The sequence below is a fragment of the Oribacterium asaccharolyticum ACB7 genome, assembly GCF_000238075.1.
Lineage (GTDB): Bacteria > Bacillota > Clostridia > Lachnospirales > Lachnospiraceae > Oribacterium > Oribacterium asaccharolyticum.
This window is the reverse complement of record NZ_JH414506.1, coordinates 21,065-35,507: the sequence shown is the minus strand read 5'-3', so window position 1 is coordinate 35,507 and position 14,443 is coordinate 21,065. Positions and strand designations below refer to the sequence as shown.

The following is a 14,443-nucleotide window of genomic DNA, read 5'->3' as shown; positions in this document are numbered from 1 at the left end:
AATGAAAAAACGTAGTATTGCAACGATGCTTCTGATGAGCATGGCTATTGTGGCTTGTGGGGGTGCTAAGGTACAGACTGACAATTCGAACAAGACAGAAGCTGCCGGGGATGCTGTAAAAGATGAAGCGGCTTCTGGAAAGAAAGCTATTCTGGTTATCAACGGTAATCTTGGAGATTTAGGCTTTTTTGACTCTGCCAACAGAGGGATGAAAAGACTGAAAAATGAACTTGGTATGGATGTTAAGGTGGTTGAAACTGGTGATGATGAGGCGAAGTGGGAGCCTGCACTGGCGGATGCTGCGGATGAGCCTGTTGACTATGTTATCGCTGTTTCTCCTTCTATGGTAGAGCCGGTGCAGAAGTTGGCACCGGATTATCCTGAGAAGAAGTTCATCCTTATCGATAATGTGGTAGATTTCCAGGCTGCTAATCTTTCCAATGTATATTGTGCTACCTTCAAGCAAAACGAGGGATCTTTCCTTGCAGGTGCTGCAGCAGGGCTTTCTGTAGAGGAGGGTGGAACAATCGGCTTTATCGGCGGAATGGACATTCCGCCAATCAATGACTTCCTTGTAGGATACATTGAGGGAGCACAGAGTGTAAATTCAGGCGTGAAAGTGATTAGCACCTATACTGGTGACTACTATGATCCTGCAAAGGGAAAAGAGCATGCCATTGTACAGTTTAATCAGGGAGTGGGAGTTGTTTTTGCTGCTGCTGGTCCTGCAGGGCTTGGTTCCATTGAGGCTGCTACAGAACAGGATAAGAAGATTATCGGTGTGGATTCTGACCAGTCTACCGCCTATGAAAATAAGGGGGATAAGAAGACGGCAGAACATATTGTGACCTCCATGATAAAGAATGTCGGAGATGCAATTTTCCGTGCTATTGATAAGGACTTAAAGGGCGAGCTGAAATGGGGAGCTGCAGAAAGCCTTGGTATCGCGGAAGAGGGCGTGGGACTTGCAAAGAATGACATTTATAATGCCTCTTTCACAGACGAGCAAAAAGCAAAGATTGAAGAAATTCAGCAGGAAGTAGTAGATGGTAAGATTAAGGTTAGCTCCGCAATCGGTATGTCTACAGAAGAATTGGATAAAATTAGAAATGCAGTAAAACCGTAGTAAAGGATAATGTGCCGCGTGTATCACGTAGGGTGGCTTGTTTGTGATAAGAGCCGTGCGTAAGCGCGCGGCTCTTCTTTACTCTTGGGTTCCTAGTTTGGAGGTTCAAACCATGGGCGATATGAATAGCAAAGTAGTTTTAAAAGCAGAAGGAATCGTAAAGGTCTATCCCAACGGTGTGGTGGCCAATAAAGATGTCAATCTGGAAATTGTTGCCGGAGAAATCCATGCTTTAATAGGTGAAAACGGTGCGGGAAAATCCACCCTGATGAAGATTCTTTTCGGTATGGAGCAACCTGAAAAGGGGAAAATCTATCTGAATGGGCAGGAAGTTACCTTGGATAGTCCGAAAAAAGCCATAAATTTAGGGATAGGGATGGTTCACCAGCATTTTATGTTAGTCGAATCTCTGACCATTGCCGAGAATATTGTCCTCGGTAAAGAACCTAAGAAAAATGGGTTCTTTTTGGATAGAAGAGAGATGTTGAAGATTTCTTCCGAAGTGGCGGAAAAGTATAACTTTTCCATAAATGTGGAGGAAAAAATTGAAAATGTCAGTGTGGGTGTAAAGCAGGAAACAGAAATTTTAAAAGCCCTAGTAAGAGGAGCTAAAATTCTCATTTTGGATGAGCCTACCGCAGTTTTGACACCGCAGGAGACAAAAAATTTATTTGAAGAGTTGAGGAATTTAAAGAAGCAGGGGCACACTATTATTTTCATCTCTCATAAGTTGAATGAAATCATGGAGATCTGCGATAGAGTGACCATTATGCGACATGGTGTAACAGTAGAAACAAAAGAAGTTAAGGACACTAGCCCGGCAGAAATCTCTAGTAAGATGGTAGGAAGAGATGTCGTGCTTCACATCGATAAGCTACCGGCAAAAAAAGGAGAGCTTTGTTTAGAGGCAAAAGACCTGTGTTATACCAATAAGCTTGGGAAAATGATGTTGGATCATGTTTCCTTTAAGTTGTATGCCGGAGAAATCGTGAGTGTAGCCGGAGTAGAAGGAAATGGGCAGTCTGAGCTTGCAGAGATCCTGTCTGGTATGAAAGAAAAGAATGAGGGAGAAATTCTCATTGAAAATAAAAGAATGCAGGACTATTCGCCCAAGGCCTTTCGAGAAAAGGGCGTGGTTTATATTCCGGAAGACAGAATGTCGGTGGGATCTGCAGAACGAATGAGTATTCGGGATAATATTTTTGCTTGCAAGGTTGATCAATATTTGAAAAAAAATGTTTTTTTGGATGAAAGCAGGATGGAAAAGGATGCAAAAAAATGGATAGAAGATTTCCAGGTACTTTGTTTTTCGTCCAAGCAGAAGGTGAATATGCTTTCGGGTGGAAATATCCAGAAGGTGGTTGCAGCAAGAGAATTGACGGAGGATTTTAAAATCATCATCGCGGAGCAACCCACCAGAGGAATTGATGCAGGCACATCGGAATTGATTAGAAGAAAATTAATTGAGTTTAGAGATGCTGGAGCAGCTGTTTTACTTATTTCTGCTGATTTGAATGAAGTTTTTGAACTGAGTGATAAATGTGTAGTGATGTGGAATGGAAAAATAAACGCGTACTTTGAAGATACTGCGGAGCTCACGGAAGAAGAGTTGGGATACTACATGCTGGGCGTAAAGAACCAGAGCAAAGAGGAGGTGGAAAAAATATGGCGATGAATATGAATGCAAAAGTGGATCGTTATAATCGTTATTTTTCTATTATTCGATTTGTGGTAGCGGTTTTTATCGCATTTTTTATTTCTTTTGTGATTATGGCATTTTCTACAGAGCATCCGTTCTCTGCTCTATTAAATCTCTTTATTGGGCCGTTCACAACATTAAGACGTTTCAGTACGGTATTGGAAACAGCGATTCCGCTGACTTTTGCAGGTCTGTCTGTTTGTGTTATGTTTAAGGCAAGACAGTTTAATCTAGCATCGGAGGGTGGTTTTTTTCTGGGAGCTTTAACTTCGGCGATTGTTGCCATTTATATGCCTCTTCCCCCTGTGCTTTCGATTATTCTTGCTTTGTTTTTGGCAGGCATCGTCGGTTCTTTGGTTTGCGGAATTCCTGGTATATGCAAGGTGAAGTGGAACAGTAGTGAATTAGTGCTTTCGCTTATGCTGAATTATGTAGCACTCTATATTGGTACCTTTATTTTTAACCAAGTAGCAAAAGATCCAAGTTCGGCATACAGTGCTTCTTTCCCGTTTAGGGAGGGAGTGAATTTAGGAAATCTTATTCCTAAGACCAGGTTGCATTATGGTATCTTTTTAGTTGCAGTATTTGTGGTCTTCACCTGGCAGTTTATTTATAAGACTAAGTGGGGAATGAAGTTAAGAATTGTCGGTGAGAATCTTAAATTTGGAAAATATGTAGGAATTGGCACAACCGGGATTATTATGATGTCTCAATTGCTTGGCGGTTTTATTGCCGGGGTAGGTGGTGGTGCGGAGATGCTCGGAATGTACTCCCGTTTCCAATGGTCTGCTCTTCCGGGTTATGGATTTGATGGTGTGGTATTAAATATTTTAGCGAAAGAAAATCCTGCCTATATTCCGATTGCGGCCTTTGCGGTAGCGTACTTAAGAATTGGTGCAGACTATATGTATAAGAAGTCGGATGTGGCTTCGGAGATTGTTGCCATTATTGAAGCTCTAGTGATTGTACTTGTGGCAGCCAATGCCTTTTTGGAGAAATATCATCATAAGGTGATTACACGTGTGACAGCAGGGGATAAAGGAGGAAAGGAATGAAAACTTTAGTGAAAGTGATTTTTACCAGTTCGTTTTTTTACTCTTTAATTCGTGTGGCGACACCACTCGTTTTGGCTTCGCTGGGGGCAGTGATTACATCTAATGCTGGAATAACCAATATTGGAATAGAAGGAATCATGCTCATTTCTGCTCTAGCGGGAGTATTTGCCAGTGCCTTTTTAGGTGGACCGTGGGTTGGTCTTTTGGTGGCTATTTTGGTGGGAGTAATTTGTTCTCTCTTAATTGGATATGTATCCATGAGCTTGAAAGCAGACAGCGTACTGACTTGTATTGCTTTTAATACTATGGCAGTAGGGGGAACCGTTTATTTCATGTATGCGGTAGTCAAGGATAAAGGAACAACCTTGGCTTTGGACTCTGGAAAATTACCCAGTATCCCCATTCCTATTATTGAGGAAATACCGGTGCTTGGGAAAATATTGTCGAACCACAATATTCTTTCCTATGTTTCATTCTTTATGGTTTTTGTGGTTTATATTCTCTTGTATAAAACACCGCTAGGCTTACGTATTCGTTCTGCGGGAAAAGATCCGAAGGCTTTATCTTCAGTGGGAGTCAGTTTATTAAAAACTCGTTACATCGCCTTGGCTATCAGTGGCGTTTTGGGAGGTATAGCAGGAGCATTTATGTCAATGGGATATGTAACCTGGTTCTCGAAAAACATGACGGCAGGAAGAGGTTTTATTGCTCTTGCGGCTGATGCTATGGGGAATTCTACTCCCATCGGTGCGACCATGGCTTCTCTTTTATTTGCAGTAGCGGAGGCGCTTTCTTACGGCTTACAGGTAACGACGTTCCCTCCGGAGCTCGTACAGATGCTTCCGTATATGGCGACGATAGTAGGATTGATTTTGTACTCGATTAAAAGGAATGCAGATAAAGCAAAGTAAGTGATGTATCAGCGCAGGATAAACGCTGTAGAAAAAAGTGGAATAAAGCAGAGAAAGGAAACTATGATGCAGGAGAATAGAAAAAGAGGAATCATAATAGATTGTGACCCGGGACATGATGACGCAATGGCGATTTTATGGGCATTGGCTTCTTCGAATTTGGAAATTAAGGCAGTCACCACTGTGGCGGGGAATCAGACCATTGAAAAGGTGACAAATAATGCCATTCGTGTTCTAACGAAAGCGAAACAGCTGCATATTCCGGTTGCCGTGGGAGCTAAAGAGCCCCTTATCAGGAAACTGGTCATCGGCGGAGAGCTGGTACACGGGGAATCCGGTCTGGAAGGACCGGTACTTCCGGAAAATGGATTTGCTCCGGTAGAGATATCCGCACTTAAGCTTATGGAAAAGATTCTGGAAGAATCCGAAGAGAAAATTACACTTGTGGGAATAGGCCCCTTAACCAATATTGCACAGCTCCTTATTACCAGACCGGAACTAAAGCAGAAAATTGAGGAAATCTATATCATGGGTGGCGGAACCATTGGAAACTGGACTCCGGCTGCGGAATACAATATTTTTGCAGATCCGGAAGCGGCTAAGGTGGTTTTTAACAGTGAATTACCTATCGTTATGGCAGGTCTTGATGTGACACAGAAAGCATATATTACGAGAGAAGAAAATGAAATATTGCGTGCGCAGGGGAATGAAATGTCTATTTTTGTCGCAGAACTGATTGATTATTTCAGTCGATACCACTATGAAGTAGAGGGATTTCCCGGTTGTACCTTGCATGATCCTTGTGCTATCGCAGCATTAGTACATCCTGAACTTTTTGAGAGTGTACAATGTAACGTAGATGTGGAAGTCACAGGAGAATTAACAAGAGGAATGACGGTGGTGGATACGGTAGACTACCAAAAGAAGCTTTTTGGTAAGAAGGTTGTTCGGAATACCAAGTTTTTAACAGGCGTACACAGAGAAGAATTTGTAAAAACTTTTTTTGAAGCGATGAAAAGACTTGGCTAAAGAAAATTTGGAAATAAAGTAAAGATTTTAACGGAAGAATGAATAAAGGGTTGAAAAATGAAGAATCAAATGTGGAAAAGAATTATAATATCCTTAGTAGGACTTATTCTTTGTGGAATAGGTGTAGCTATGTTTTTGTATTCCGGCATGGGAGTAGATCCAGCCAGTGTATTTGAGCTGGGAATAGGAAGAGTATTTGGTATTTCCTATGGTACATCCTCTGCACTGATTAACGTGATTATTCTTCTTATCGTATTTTTTATAGACAAGAGTTTCATTAATATTTCTTCTGTTATTGCCATTTTCGGAATCGGCTATACAGCAGATTTTGTACGGAAGATTTTAACAATTCTTGTACAGGGAGAAATTCATCTTTTACTAAAGCTGGTTTTGATTCTTGTAGGACTCTTTATTATGTCCTGTGGAATTGCGACCTATATTAAGGCGGATTTAGGGGTTGGAGCAATTGATTTGATTTCTGAGATTATCAGCAGGAAAACCAAGGTACAGTATCGTTTGGTCAGAGTTATAGGAGATACCGCTTTTGTGGTAATTGGCTATATTCTTGGAGGCACTGTGGGTGTGGGTACCGTGGTGGCTGCCTTCCTGACCGGGCCGACAGTACAGCTTGTTCGCCCCAGTATTGAGAGGATTTTAGATATTTTTTTGAAAGGAAAAGAGGAGGCACTATGAATAATCGAAAGATTATTTTAGATATTGATTCAGTAGGAGATGATATACTGGCACTTTTCTTTGCGGCCCTCCATCCGGATTTTGATTTATTGGCTGTTAGCACAGTGAGTGGAGCTGCGGGGAGTATTGAGCAGGCCACTCGGGTGGCACTTCATACGGTAGAAGTTACAGGAAAACAAATTCCGGTCTACCGTGGAGCGGAAGGTCCCCTGGTGAAAGAACAGAAGAATCTCCTAGGGGATCCGGTGAATTTTTTTGCTTCTCTTGAAGAAAAATTCGGGGATCGTTTAGTGGAAATGAATAAGTCCGAAGAAACCAAGCTTGTGGAAGAAAAAGAATCTGCGGTAGACTTTATCATCCGCATGGCGCATCAGTACAAAGAAAACTTATCCCTGGTGTGTACTGGACCAACCACGAATCTGGCCATGGCCATCCAAAAAGATCCATCCATCGTACCTCTTCTAGGTGAAATATATGTCCTGGGAGGAGCTTTCCATATTCCGGGTAATATTACGCCGGTGTCGGAATACAATATTTTTGCGGATCCGGAGGCGGCTCAACTTGTTTTAACAAGCGGTGTACCCGTGACATTGGTGCCTTTGGATATTTGTGAAAATAATCTTTTTGCCGATTCCATGCTTACAAGAGACTCACTTTTTGATATAACAAGTAACGGTAAGTCTTCCGTGTCGGATTATATATTGAAGAAATTCCCGATTTACATAGATGTGTGGAGAAGCTATTTTCATCTCGTGGGATTTCCGATGGATGATGTGATTACGGCGGCAGTTGCTGTGGAGGAGAAGCTTTGCACATATAGTGAACGCTGCCATGTAGAAGTCGCTCTGGAAGGAAGATTAACAAGAGGCCAGACCATTGCTTTTAATGGGGTACAGATTTACGACTATCCGGATCGAAAAATGAAAAATGTAAGGATAGCGAAAACAGTAGACGGAAAGAGATTTATGGATCTCTTTATACGTACGATTATAAATGGAGAATAAAGCTTGAAAGTTAAAGATTTCGCTCGTTTGGCGGGGGTGTCTTCATCCACCATTTCTAAAATCATGCATCATAAAGATGAGAATATCAATCCTGCCACGAAAGAGAGAATTTTAAATTTAGCAAAAGAATGCGGATTTTTGCCCTTGCAAGTCGATGAACTGGAAAGCCGAAGTCTGCAGGTGGCAGTACTACTCAGAAGTTTTGACCACCCTATGCAAGTCATCGGCTATTTGGAAGAAGGAGAAAGACAAGGCTACCACAGTCTTGTCTTAAGCTCCTTTTCTTCGTATGAGGAAGAAAGGCGTCAAATCAATTTACTGATTGCAAGAAAATTAGATGGTATTTTATGGGAACCAATTCTTCCACTCAATGAAGATAGTAAGAAGCTTTTGGAAGAGAGTAAAATTCCTTTTTTTATAGTCGAGAGTAGCCAGGATATTAAACCGCTCGATTATGAGAAAATGGCTTACTTTATCACAAATGAGCTGATTGGCTTGGGACATCGGCATATCGCCTGCTATACAGAAGAGAGCAGGAATGGACATAAATTTCATAATGGCTATTGTAGAGCCTTGGTAGAACATGAGCTAAAAATCAAAACGGAATTTTCCTCTTTCACAAAAGAAGAAATGGAAAAACAATTCTTGCAGGACTTAGCATTTACGGGGATTGTTTCTATTTCTGCAAAAAAAGGAGAAGAAGTACAAAAAATTTGCGAAGAGCATTCTTATTCTATTCCCGAGCGAATATCACTCCTTAGTCTGCGAGGGGACGAGGAGGGAGAAAACCGTAACCCGTACCTCTCGGCCTATATAATTCCGCATCGTCGTTTTTCTTCATATTGTATGCAGAAGCTGATTAGTAGAGTGGAAAATGGAGAATCTGTAAAGGAGAAGTTTTCTTATGATTTTTCTATATTAAAACAGGATACTATGGGTGCCCCTGTAAATGAGGATTCGCAGAAAGTAGTTCTTGTAGGCAGTATCAACGTAGATCATTATCTTATTTTCCCGTCTTTGCCGGAAAGCGGGAAGACCGTTACGACAAGATATTCTTCACAGTATCCCGGAGGAAAATGCTTGAATCAGTCTATTGGGTTAAAAAGACTGGGGATTACACCTCTTCCAATCGGCATAGTGGGCGAAGATGCGGATTCGAACCTGATTTATTCCACACTGCATAAAGAACATATTGACTGTAGTGGAATTGAAAGAGATAAAAATGTCCAGACAGGAAGAGCCTATATCTTTGTTCAGAAAGATGGAGATTCTATGATTTCTGTGGCATCAGGTGCAAATGCTTTGCTAGATGCTGCTTATATTCAGAAAAATAAGGCTTTGTTTGCAGAGGCTCAGTACTGTCTTATGCAAACAGAGGTCTCAACGGAAGCTTTATTTGAAGCCTGTCTTTTGTGCAAAAAGAGGAAAATACAGACTATTTTAAAGCCTAGTGCCTGCTCCTCTTTTCCAGATGAAGTATTGCCACTATTAGACTGTCTTGTACCGAATAAAAGTGAAATTATGGAATTAGTTCCTGAAGCAAAAGACTATAAGGAGGCGGCTCAATATTTCCTGAAAAAGGGAGTGAAAAACGTGATAGTCACCTTGGGTATGCTGGGCTGTTATTTTGTAAATAAGGATAGAGAAAAAAGCATTCAAGGAATTTCAGTATCTTCTGTGGACAGCACGGGAGCAGGGGATGCATTTATTAGTGCCTTTGTGGCATATCTCTTAAAAGGCTATAGTCTTGATTTTGCACTGGAGATTGCGAACTGTGCAGGAGCCTATTCTTCAACACAACAAGGAGCCTCATCTTTGGCAGATAAGGATACGCTGGAAAATTTTATTATGAAGTTTAAACCGGAAATCTTTGATTTACTTTAAATGATTTTCGCTAAAAAACAGGGCGTTGGAGTTTTATGAAAATCAAACTCACTTACCCTGTTTTTTGTAAATGGTAAATAACCTGTCTGTCCAACGAAATCTGCCGGCTCTCAGACTGGCAGGTTTTTCTTATCTGCTTTTAATCTTCCTACAGCTATCCGGTAATACCTCCGACGAAGGCATCGTTTTTTCAATTCTTCCTCAGGAATATTTTCTCTTGGATATTTGAGGAGTTTCTTTAGTAGATATGCAAAGTATTTGTAAGGCTTTAGTTGGTTTGCCTTTGAACTTTTCGCGATTATTTCGATTTTTGTGGAGAGAAAAAGGATAACAGCTTATCGATTATTGACGCTTTTTTTGGTAAAAATAACAAGTCAGAAAAATCATGGCACTGTCTCTTGTGAATGATTGACACAATATAAATATGTATATATAATTTAATACAAATAAAAGTGACAAAAAAGCTGAATGATTCAGGCTGTTTATGTAAAGGAGAAGGATATGGTTCGGACAGATGATGTGTATCAGAAATATGTGAGCGTTCTGGAAGAGGAATTGCTCCCTGCAATGGGGTGTACGGAGCCGATTGCCATTGCTTATGCGGCTGCAAAAGCAAGAGAAGTGCTGGGGGATGTTCCGGAGAGAGTTTTCCTTGCGGCAAGCGGCAATATTATTAAGAATGTAAAGAGTGTTGTAGTGCCGAATACCGGCCATATGAGAGGAATTTATGCAGCTGTTGCAGCAGGAATTGTTGCCGGAAAGGCGGATAAGCAGCTCGAGGTCATTGCTTCCGTTACACCGGAAGAGATTGAGAAGATTAAGGAATACATGAAGACGACGGAAATCAAGGTGGATCTTGCGGATTCCGGCTTGATTTTTGATATCGACATTACCGTATATAAGGGAAATGACTCTGCCAGAGTCAGAATCGTGGACAATCATACCAATATCGTTTTGATTCAAAAGGGAGAGGATGTCATTCTTTCCAAGGAAATTAGTAAAGACAATAAGGCAAATAACATTACGGATAGATCCTTCATGAGTGTTGAGGGGATTCTGGACTTTGCGGATTCCGTAGAAATTGCGGATATTGAGCATTTGATTTCCCGTCAGATTGAGTACAATATGGCGATTGCGGAAGAGGGACTGAAGAACAGTTACGGTGCAAATATCGGCAGTGTACTTCTCGCTTCCAACAAGTCCGTTTTGGAACAGGGCGGAGAAGCGGCCATTAAGCTGAAAGCAAGGGCTATGGCGGCTGCGGGAAGTGATGCGAGAATGAATGGCTGTGAATTACCGGTTATTATCAATTCCGGAAGTGGAAATCAGGGAATTACGGCATCCGTACCGGTTGTGGTTTACGCAAGAGAGTTGGGTATAGATAAGGAAAAGATGTACAGAGCCTTGGTGCTTTCCAACTTACTGGCTATCCATCAGAAGACGCCTATCGGAAGACTTAGCGCCTACTGCGGTGTGGTCAATGCCGGTGTTGGGGCAGGTTGCGGAATTACCTACTTGAAGGGCGGCCGTTTGGATGAGATTGAGCACACCCTTGTAAACAGCCTGGCAATTGCTTCCGGAGTGATTTGTGACGGAGCGAAGGCTTCCTGTGCGGCTAAAATCGGACTTGCCGTAGAAAACGGAATCATGGGATATGAGATGTACTGTCAAGGACAGCAGTTTGTCGGCGGAGACGGTATTGTCAAAACAGGTGTTGAGAACATGATTGCCAGCGTAGGAAGACTTGGAAGAGAAGGAATGCGCGAGACGGATAAGGAAATCTTAAAAATCATGCTGGACAATTAAAGAGCCGAGCTGCCATTTTTTAAAAGCGGGGAATCTCATACTGCATACTTCACGAGCAATATTCGTTAAGATGAAAAAACCGAAGCAGTTTCTTTTCGCGGAAATTGCTTCGATTCAATGGAAATTGCTTCGGTTCAATGGGAAAACTGTGCAATTAAAGTAAGAAGGTAAAGAGCGGTGTTTCTGCGGAAGAATCCGGACAGGCGGTGTAAATACAGGACTGAATCTTCATGTTTTGGTCATAAACATTGGTTTTCCAGATGTTGATGTTTTGCTCGGTTCCGAGAAAGGATTTGGCGCTCTCCAAAAAACTATACTCCGGAATATTAACAAATATTTTTAAATATTTCGGCGGTTCGATGGGTTGTTCTTTTAAAAAATTAAATATAAAATGGTTGCAGAGTGAATCCAGGTTGGGAAGGATATCCGGAACAAGGGAACAGGGGATGTAGCTGTAATCGATAGACTCAATGCCGGAAGCACTCTTGTTGGCAAGGATAATTTCGTAGAAGGAATCGCCCTGGTCTGAACCGAAGCTTTCTCTAAGCTCGGGATAGGGGCTGATGAGTTTAAACTGCAGAAGCTGGTGTTGTCTTTTCGCATTCAACTCCAACTTGACGGCAGATACGAAAGCCTTGGAATTGTTTTTTTCTTCGGAAAAATCTTTAACGAAGGTACCGCGACCTCTGGTTCGTTCCAAGATTCCCATTATGGAGAGTTCCTTGATTGCTTTGTTGGCGGTGATTCTTGATACGGAAAACATCTCCGCAAGCTCTACTTCGGAAGGAATTTTACTGCCGACGGGATACTCCCCGCTCTCTATCTTATAGAGGATATAATCCTGTATCTGCATATAGTTCGGTTTAAAGTTTTGATGTTTTTTCATGTCGGATGCTCCCGAGTTAAATATATATTTACAAGCTAAATGTATATACATATTGTATACACATTTGCTATAAATATCAAGTTTTTCACAGAAGAGAATAGATTGTAGGAGGAAAAAAGGTATGAACAGAGAGGAAAGAATACGTGCAGTTTTGGAAGGAAAGCAGCCGGACAGAGTCCCTGTGAGCGTTTGGATGCACATGTCCGAGTATGACCAGGATTCCAGATCTTTAGCTGAAGCTATGGTGGCATTTAATGAAAAGTATGACTATGATTTCATTAAAATGATGCCGTTCGGAGCTTACATGACACCGGACTGGGGAGCTAAGCTGAAGATTTTCTGTGACCCTTACAAAGAGGTTGAGATCATTGAGCCTGCGATTACCTGTCCGGAAGACTATGAGAAGCTGGAAGTATTGGCTCCGACTCATGGAAGCTGGGGAAGAACCTTACAGATTGCGCAGTGGACTTCCAAGTTGATCAAGCCGAACACACCGTATATGCAGACGATTTTTAGCCCGGCAACCAGTTTAAAGAAGCTCGCCGGCGCAAGACTGCTCTCCGACATGCTGGAGCACCCGGACAAGGTTCACCATGCTTTGGAGGTAATTACCGAGACGACCATTAATTTTGTCAAGGCAAATATTGAGGCCGGTGTCAGCGGATTCTTCTTTGCAACACAGCTGGCAAACTACGATATGCTGAGCGATACCTTATATGCCGAGTTCTGTAAGCCCTACGATTTACGTGTGATTTCTTCCTACAACAAGGAAACCTGGTTCAATGTTGTACATATTCACGGGAAGAACATCATGTTTGATACTCTTGAAAAGTATCCGCTTCCTATTTTGAACTGGCATGACAGACAGACTGAGCCGGATTTCAAGACTGCCCGTGAGAAGACAAACAAGGTATTCATGGGTGGATTAAAGGAAGGTCCTGCGATTGTGGGAACAGCGCTTCAGTATGACAGCATTATGTCTACAGAGGGGATGACAGTAGAGAATATCAAGAAGCATATTCACGAGGCCATTGAGATGGCAGGAGGAAAGGGCCTGATTGTGGCACCCGGTTGTGTAGCGGATCCAAGATCCCCCGAGGAACTTTTAAAGGCAGTAAGAGCTGCGGTGGAGAAAGATTAAAAACGAAAAAACAAGTAGAAATTTAGTGTCCTGCCATAGTGGCGGCATTGAATGATAGAACATTTTCAGGAGGGAAAAAGATGATTAGAAAAGCTTTACTTGTGACAATGGCGGCAAGCATGCTGGTTGCAGCTACAGGTTGCGGAAATCAGCAGAAAGCTGCGGAGACTAAGGCCGCAGAGACTAAGTCCGCAGAGACGAAGGCTGCAGAAGAGAAGGATGGCGAGAAGAAGGAAGAGACCACCGCGGCAGCAGAGACCAAGGCTCATGCAAAGGGTGAGTACCAGTTAAAAATCGGTACTGTAGTATCCGGTGACCATGCTTGGGTAAAGATGGCAGACTTCATGGCGAAGGAATTAAACGACCGTTCCAACGGAGCAATCGAAGTTTCCGTGGCGCCCGGTGCACAGCTTGGAAATGATGAGGCTATGTTCGATGATATGAGACTGGGAACCTTGGATATGGTAATAGGAGGAACACAGAATGCTGCTCCGTTCGTTTCTCAGTATCAGATTCTGGCTATGCCGTACCTTTTTGACAGTAGAGATCAGTTTGAGAGCATTCTTGCTCAGGACGGTGAAGTATTCAAGTATGTTCAGGGAAAGTATGACAGCTTGGGCTTAAAGCTTCTCGGCCTTTCCAACGGTGGACAGAGAGATTTACACACCAATAAGGAAATCAACAAGCTCGCAGACTTAAAGAACTTGAAGATGAGGGTTACTTCCTCCGCTACGGAGTCTATGGTATGGTCCGCCCTGGGAACCATTCCGACATCCATGAGCTTCAACGATATTTATTCCGGCGTGCAGACCAATACGGTAAATGCTTTCGAGTGTACGCTCGCAGCTTACAACTCCAATGCACTTTATGAGGTTGCTCCTTACCATGTTAAGACTGCGCACCAGTTCACACCGTCTCATATTACTTGCAGTGAGATCACCTGGAACAAGCTTCCGGCTGAATACCAGACACTTCTCTTTGAGGTTTCCAAGGAAGCTGCAGAACTGGGAACAAAGGTAGCCGATGAGGCTGACGATACTCTTCTCGATAAGCTTACCAAGGAAAACGGCGTTAAGATTTGTGAGCCGGACAGAAGCGAGTTTAAGGCAGTGGTAGAGCCGCTTTATCCTGAAATTGCAAAGGGCTGCAAGGGTGAAGATTTACTGGAGCTGGTACAGAAGGAAATGAAGAAGTAATAGTGGCTTTAGA

Annotated in this window: 12 protein-coding genes; 11 read left to right on the top strand and 1 reads right to left on the bottom strand. The window is 42.4% G+C overall.

From position 1 onward, the window contains the following. The first annotated feature begins 1 nt into the window (after nucleotide 1). The 9 genes from HMPREF9624_RS08020 to HMPREF9624_RS07980 all read left to right on the top strand — a co-directional run bounded on the left by HMPREF9624_RS08020 (nucleotide 2) and on the right by HMPREF9624_RS07980 (nucleotide 11,207). Entirely contained in the window at nucleotides 2-1,126 is a 1,125-nt protein-coding gene (locus tag HMPREF9624_RS08020) for a BMP family lipoprotein (RefSeq protein ID WP_009537332.1), read from the top strand. Between the two features lie 112 nt (nucleotides 1,127-1,238). Then, a complete protein-coding gene (locus tag HMPREF9624_RS08015; RefSeq protein ID WP_009429848.1) occupies nucleotides 1,239-2,801 on the top strand; it encodes an ABC transporter ATP-binding protein in 1,563 nt (520 codons plus the stop codon). After that, complete coding sequence (locus HMPREF9624_RS08010; RefSeq protein ID WP_009429181.1) at nucleotides 2,792-3,880, top strand: ABC transporter permease; 1,089 nt, start codon at nucleotides 2,792-2,794, stop codon at nucleotides 3,878-3,880. Before HMPREF9624_RS08015 ends, HMPREF9624_RS08010 begins: the two co-directional genes overlap by 10 nt. Further along, nucleotides 3,877-4,791, top strand: a complete 915-nt coding sequence (locus HMPREF9624_RS08005; RefSeq protein WP_009537331.1) for an ABC transporter permease — start codon at nucleotides 3,877-3,879, stop codon at nucleotides 4,789-4,791. The genes HMPREF9624_RS08010 and HMPREF9624_RS08005 overlap by 4 nt, the downstream gene beginning before the upstream one ends. Nucleotides 4,792-4,854: 63 nt before the next feature. Continuing rightward, nucleotides 4,855-5,820: a nucleoside hydrolase gene (locus tag HMPREF9624_RS08000; RefSeq protein WP_207635485.1), complete on the top strand. Its 966-nt coding sequence runs from the start codon at nucleotides 4,855-4,857 to the stop codon at nucleotides 5,818-5,820. 129 nt (nucleotides 5,821-5,949) lie between these two features. Next, nucleotides 5,950-6,513 carry a YczE/YyaS/YitT family protein gene (locus HMPREF9624_RS07995; RefSeq protein ID WP_242822636.1) on the top strand — a complete coding sequence of 188 codons (564 nt, stop codon included), beginning with the start codon at nucleotides 5,950-5,952 and terminating at the stop codon, nucleotides 6,511-6,513. After that, nucleotides 6,510-7,517 (top strand): nucleoside hydrolase, encoded by a 1,008-nt coding sequence (locus HMPREF9624_RS07990; protein ID WP_009429524.1) that lies wholly within the window; start codon nucleotides 6,510-6,512, stop codon nucleotides 7,515-7,517. The genes HMPREF9624_RS07995 and HMPREF9624_RS07990 overlap by 4 nt, the downstream gene beginning before the upstream one ends. Before the next feature lie 3 nt (nucleotides 7,518-7,520). Next, a complete protein-coding gene (locus HMPREF9624_RS07985) occupies nucleotides 7,521-9,401 on the top strand; it encodes a PfkB family carbohydrate kinase (RefSeq protein ID WP_009429156.1) in 1,881 nt (626 codons plus the stop codon). A 501-nt stretch (nucleotides 9,402-9,902) separates the two neighbouring features. Further along, nucleotides 9,903-11,207: an L-cysteine desulfidase family protein gene (locus HMPREF9624_RS07980; RefSeq protein WP_009537328.1), complete on the top strand. Its 1,305-nt coding sequence runs from the start codon at nucleotides 9,903-9,905 to the stop codon at nucleotides 11,205-11,207. A gap of 154 nt (nucleotides 11,208-11,361) precedes the next feature. On the opposite strand, the gene HMPREF9624_RS07975 is transcribed toward HMPREF9624_RS07980, so the two are convergent. Beyond that, nucleotides 11,362-12,093: a GntR family transcriptional regulator gene (locus tag HMPREF9624_RS07975; RefSeq protein ID WP_009537327.1), complete on the bottom strand. Its 732-nt coding sequence runs from the start codon at nucleotides 12,091-12,093 to the stop codon at nucleotides 11,362-11,364. Between the two features lie 121 nt (nucleotides 12,094-12,214). Here HMPREF9624_RS07975 and HMPREF9624_RS07970 point away from each other — a divergent pair, with 121 nt between their 5' ends. Both HMPREF9624_RS07970 and HMPREF9624_RS07965 read left to right on the top strand, forming a co-directional pair. Continuing rightward, entirely contained in the window at nucleotides 12,215-13,234 is a 1,020-nt protein-coding gene (locus tag HMPREF9624_RS07970) for a uroporphyrinogen decarboxylase family protein (protein ID WP_009537326.1), read from the top strand. Nucleotides 13,235-13,314: 80 nt separating this feature from the next. Next, nucleotides 13,315-14,430 (top strand): TRAP transporter substrate-binding protein, encoded by a 1,116-nt coding sequence (locus HMPREF9624_RS07965; RefSeq protein ID WP_009537325.1) that lies wholly within the window; start codon nucleotides 13,315-13,317, stop codon nucleotides 14,428-14,430. The last annotated feature ends 13 nt before the right edge of the window (nucleotides 14,431-14,443 follow it).

What these genes read in the sequence shown, in the direction of transcription:
- HMPREF9624_RS08010 (WP_009429181.1), top strand. Translation starts at nt 2,792, where the DNA reads ATGGCGATGAATATGAATGCAAAAGTGGATCGTTATAATCGTTATTTT.
- HMPREF9624_RS07975 (WP_009537327.1), bottom strand. Translation starts at nt 12,093, where the DNA reads ATGAAAAAACATCAAAACTTTAAACCGAACTATATGCAGATACAGGAT.
- HMPREF9624_RS08015 (WP_009429848.1), top strand. Translation starts at nt 1,239, where the DNA reads ATGGGCGATATGAATAGCAAAGTAGTTTTAAAAGCAGAAGGAATCGTA.
- HMPREF9624_RS07990 (WP_009429524.1), top strand. Translation starts at nt 6,510, where the DNA reads ATGAATAATCGAAAGATTATTTTAGATATTGATTCAGTAGGAGATGAT.
- HMPREF9624_RS08020 (WP_009537332.1), top strand. Translation starts at nt 2, where the DNA reads ATGAAAAAACGTAGTATTGCAACGATGCTTCTGATGAGCATGGCTATT.
- HMPREF9624_RS07995 (WP_242822636.1), top strand. Translation starts at nt 5,950, where the DNA reads ATGTTTTTGTATTCCGGCATGGGAGTAGATCCAGCCAGTGTATTTGAG.
- HMPREF9624_RS08000 (WP_207635485.1), top strand. Translation starts at nt 4,855, where the DNA reads ATGATGCAGGAGAATAGAAAAAGAGGAATCATAATAGATTGTGACCCG.
- HMPREF9624_RS08005 (WP_009537331.1), top strand. Translation starts at nt 3,877, where the DNA reads ATGAAAACTTTAGTGAAAGTGATTTTTACCAGTTCGTTTTTTTACTCT.
- HMPREF9624_RS07980 (WP_009537328.1), top strand. Translation starts at nt 9,903, where the DNA reads ATGGTTCGGACAGATGATGTGTATCAGAAATATGTGAGCGTTCTGGAA.
- HMPREF9624_RS07965 (WP_009537325.1), top strand. Translation starts at nt 13,315, where the DNA reads ATGATTAGAAAAGCTTTACTTGTGACAATGGCGGCAAGCATGCTGGTT.
- HMPREF9624_RS07970 (WP_009537326.1), top strand. Translation starts at nt 12,215, where the DNA reads ATGAACAGAGAGGAAAGAATACGTGCAGTTTTGGAAGGAAAGCAGCCG.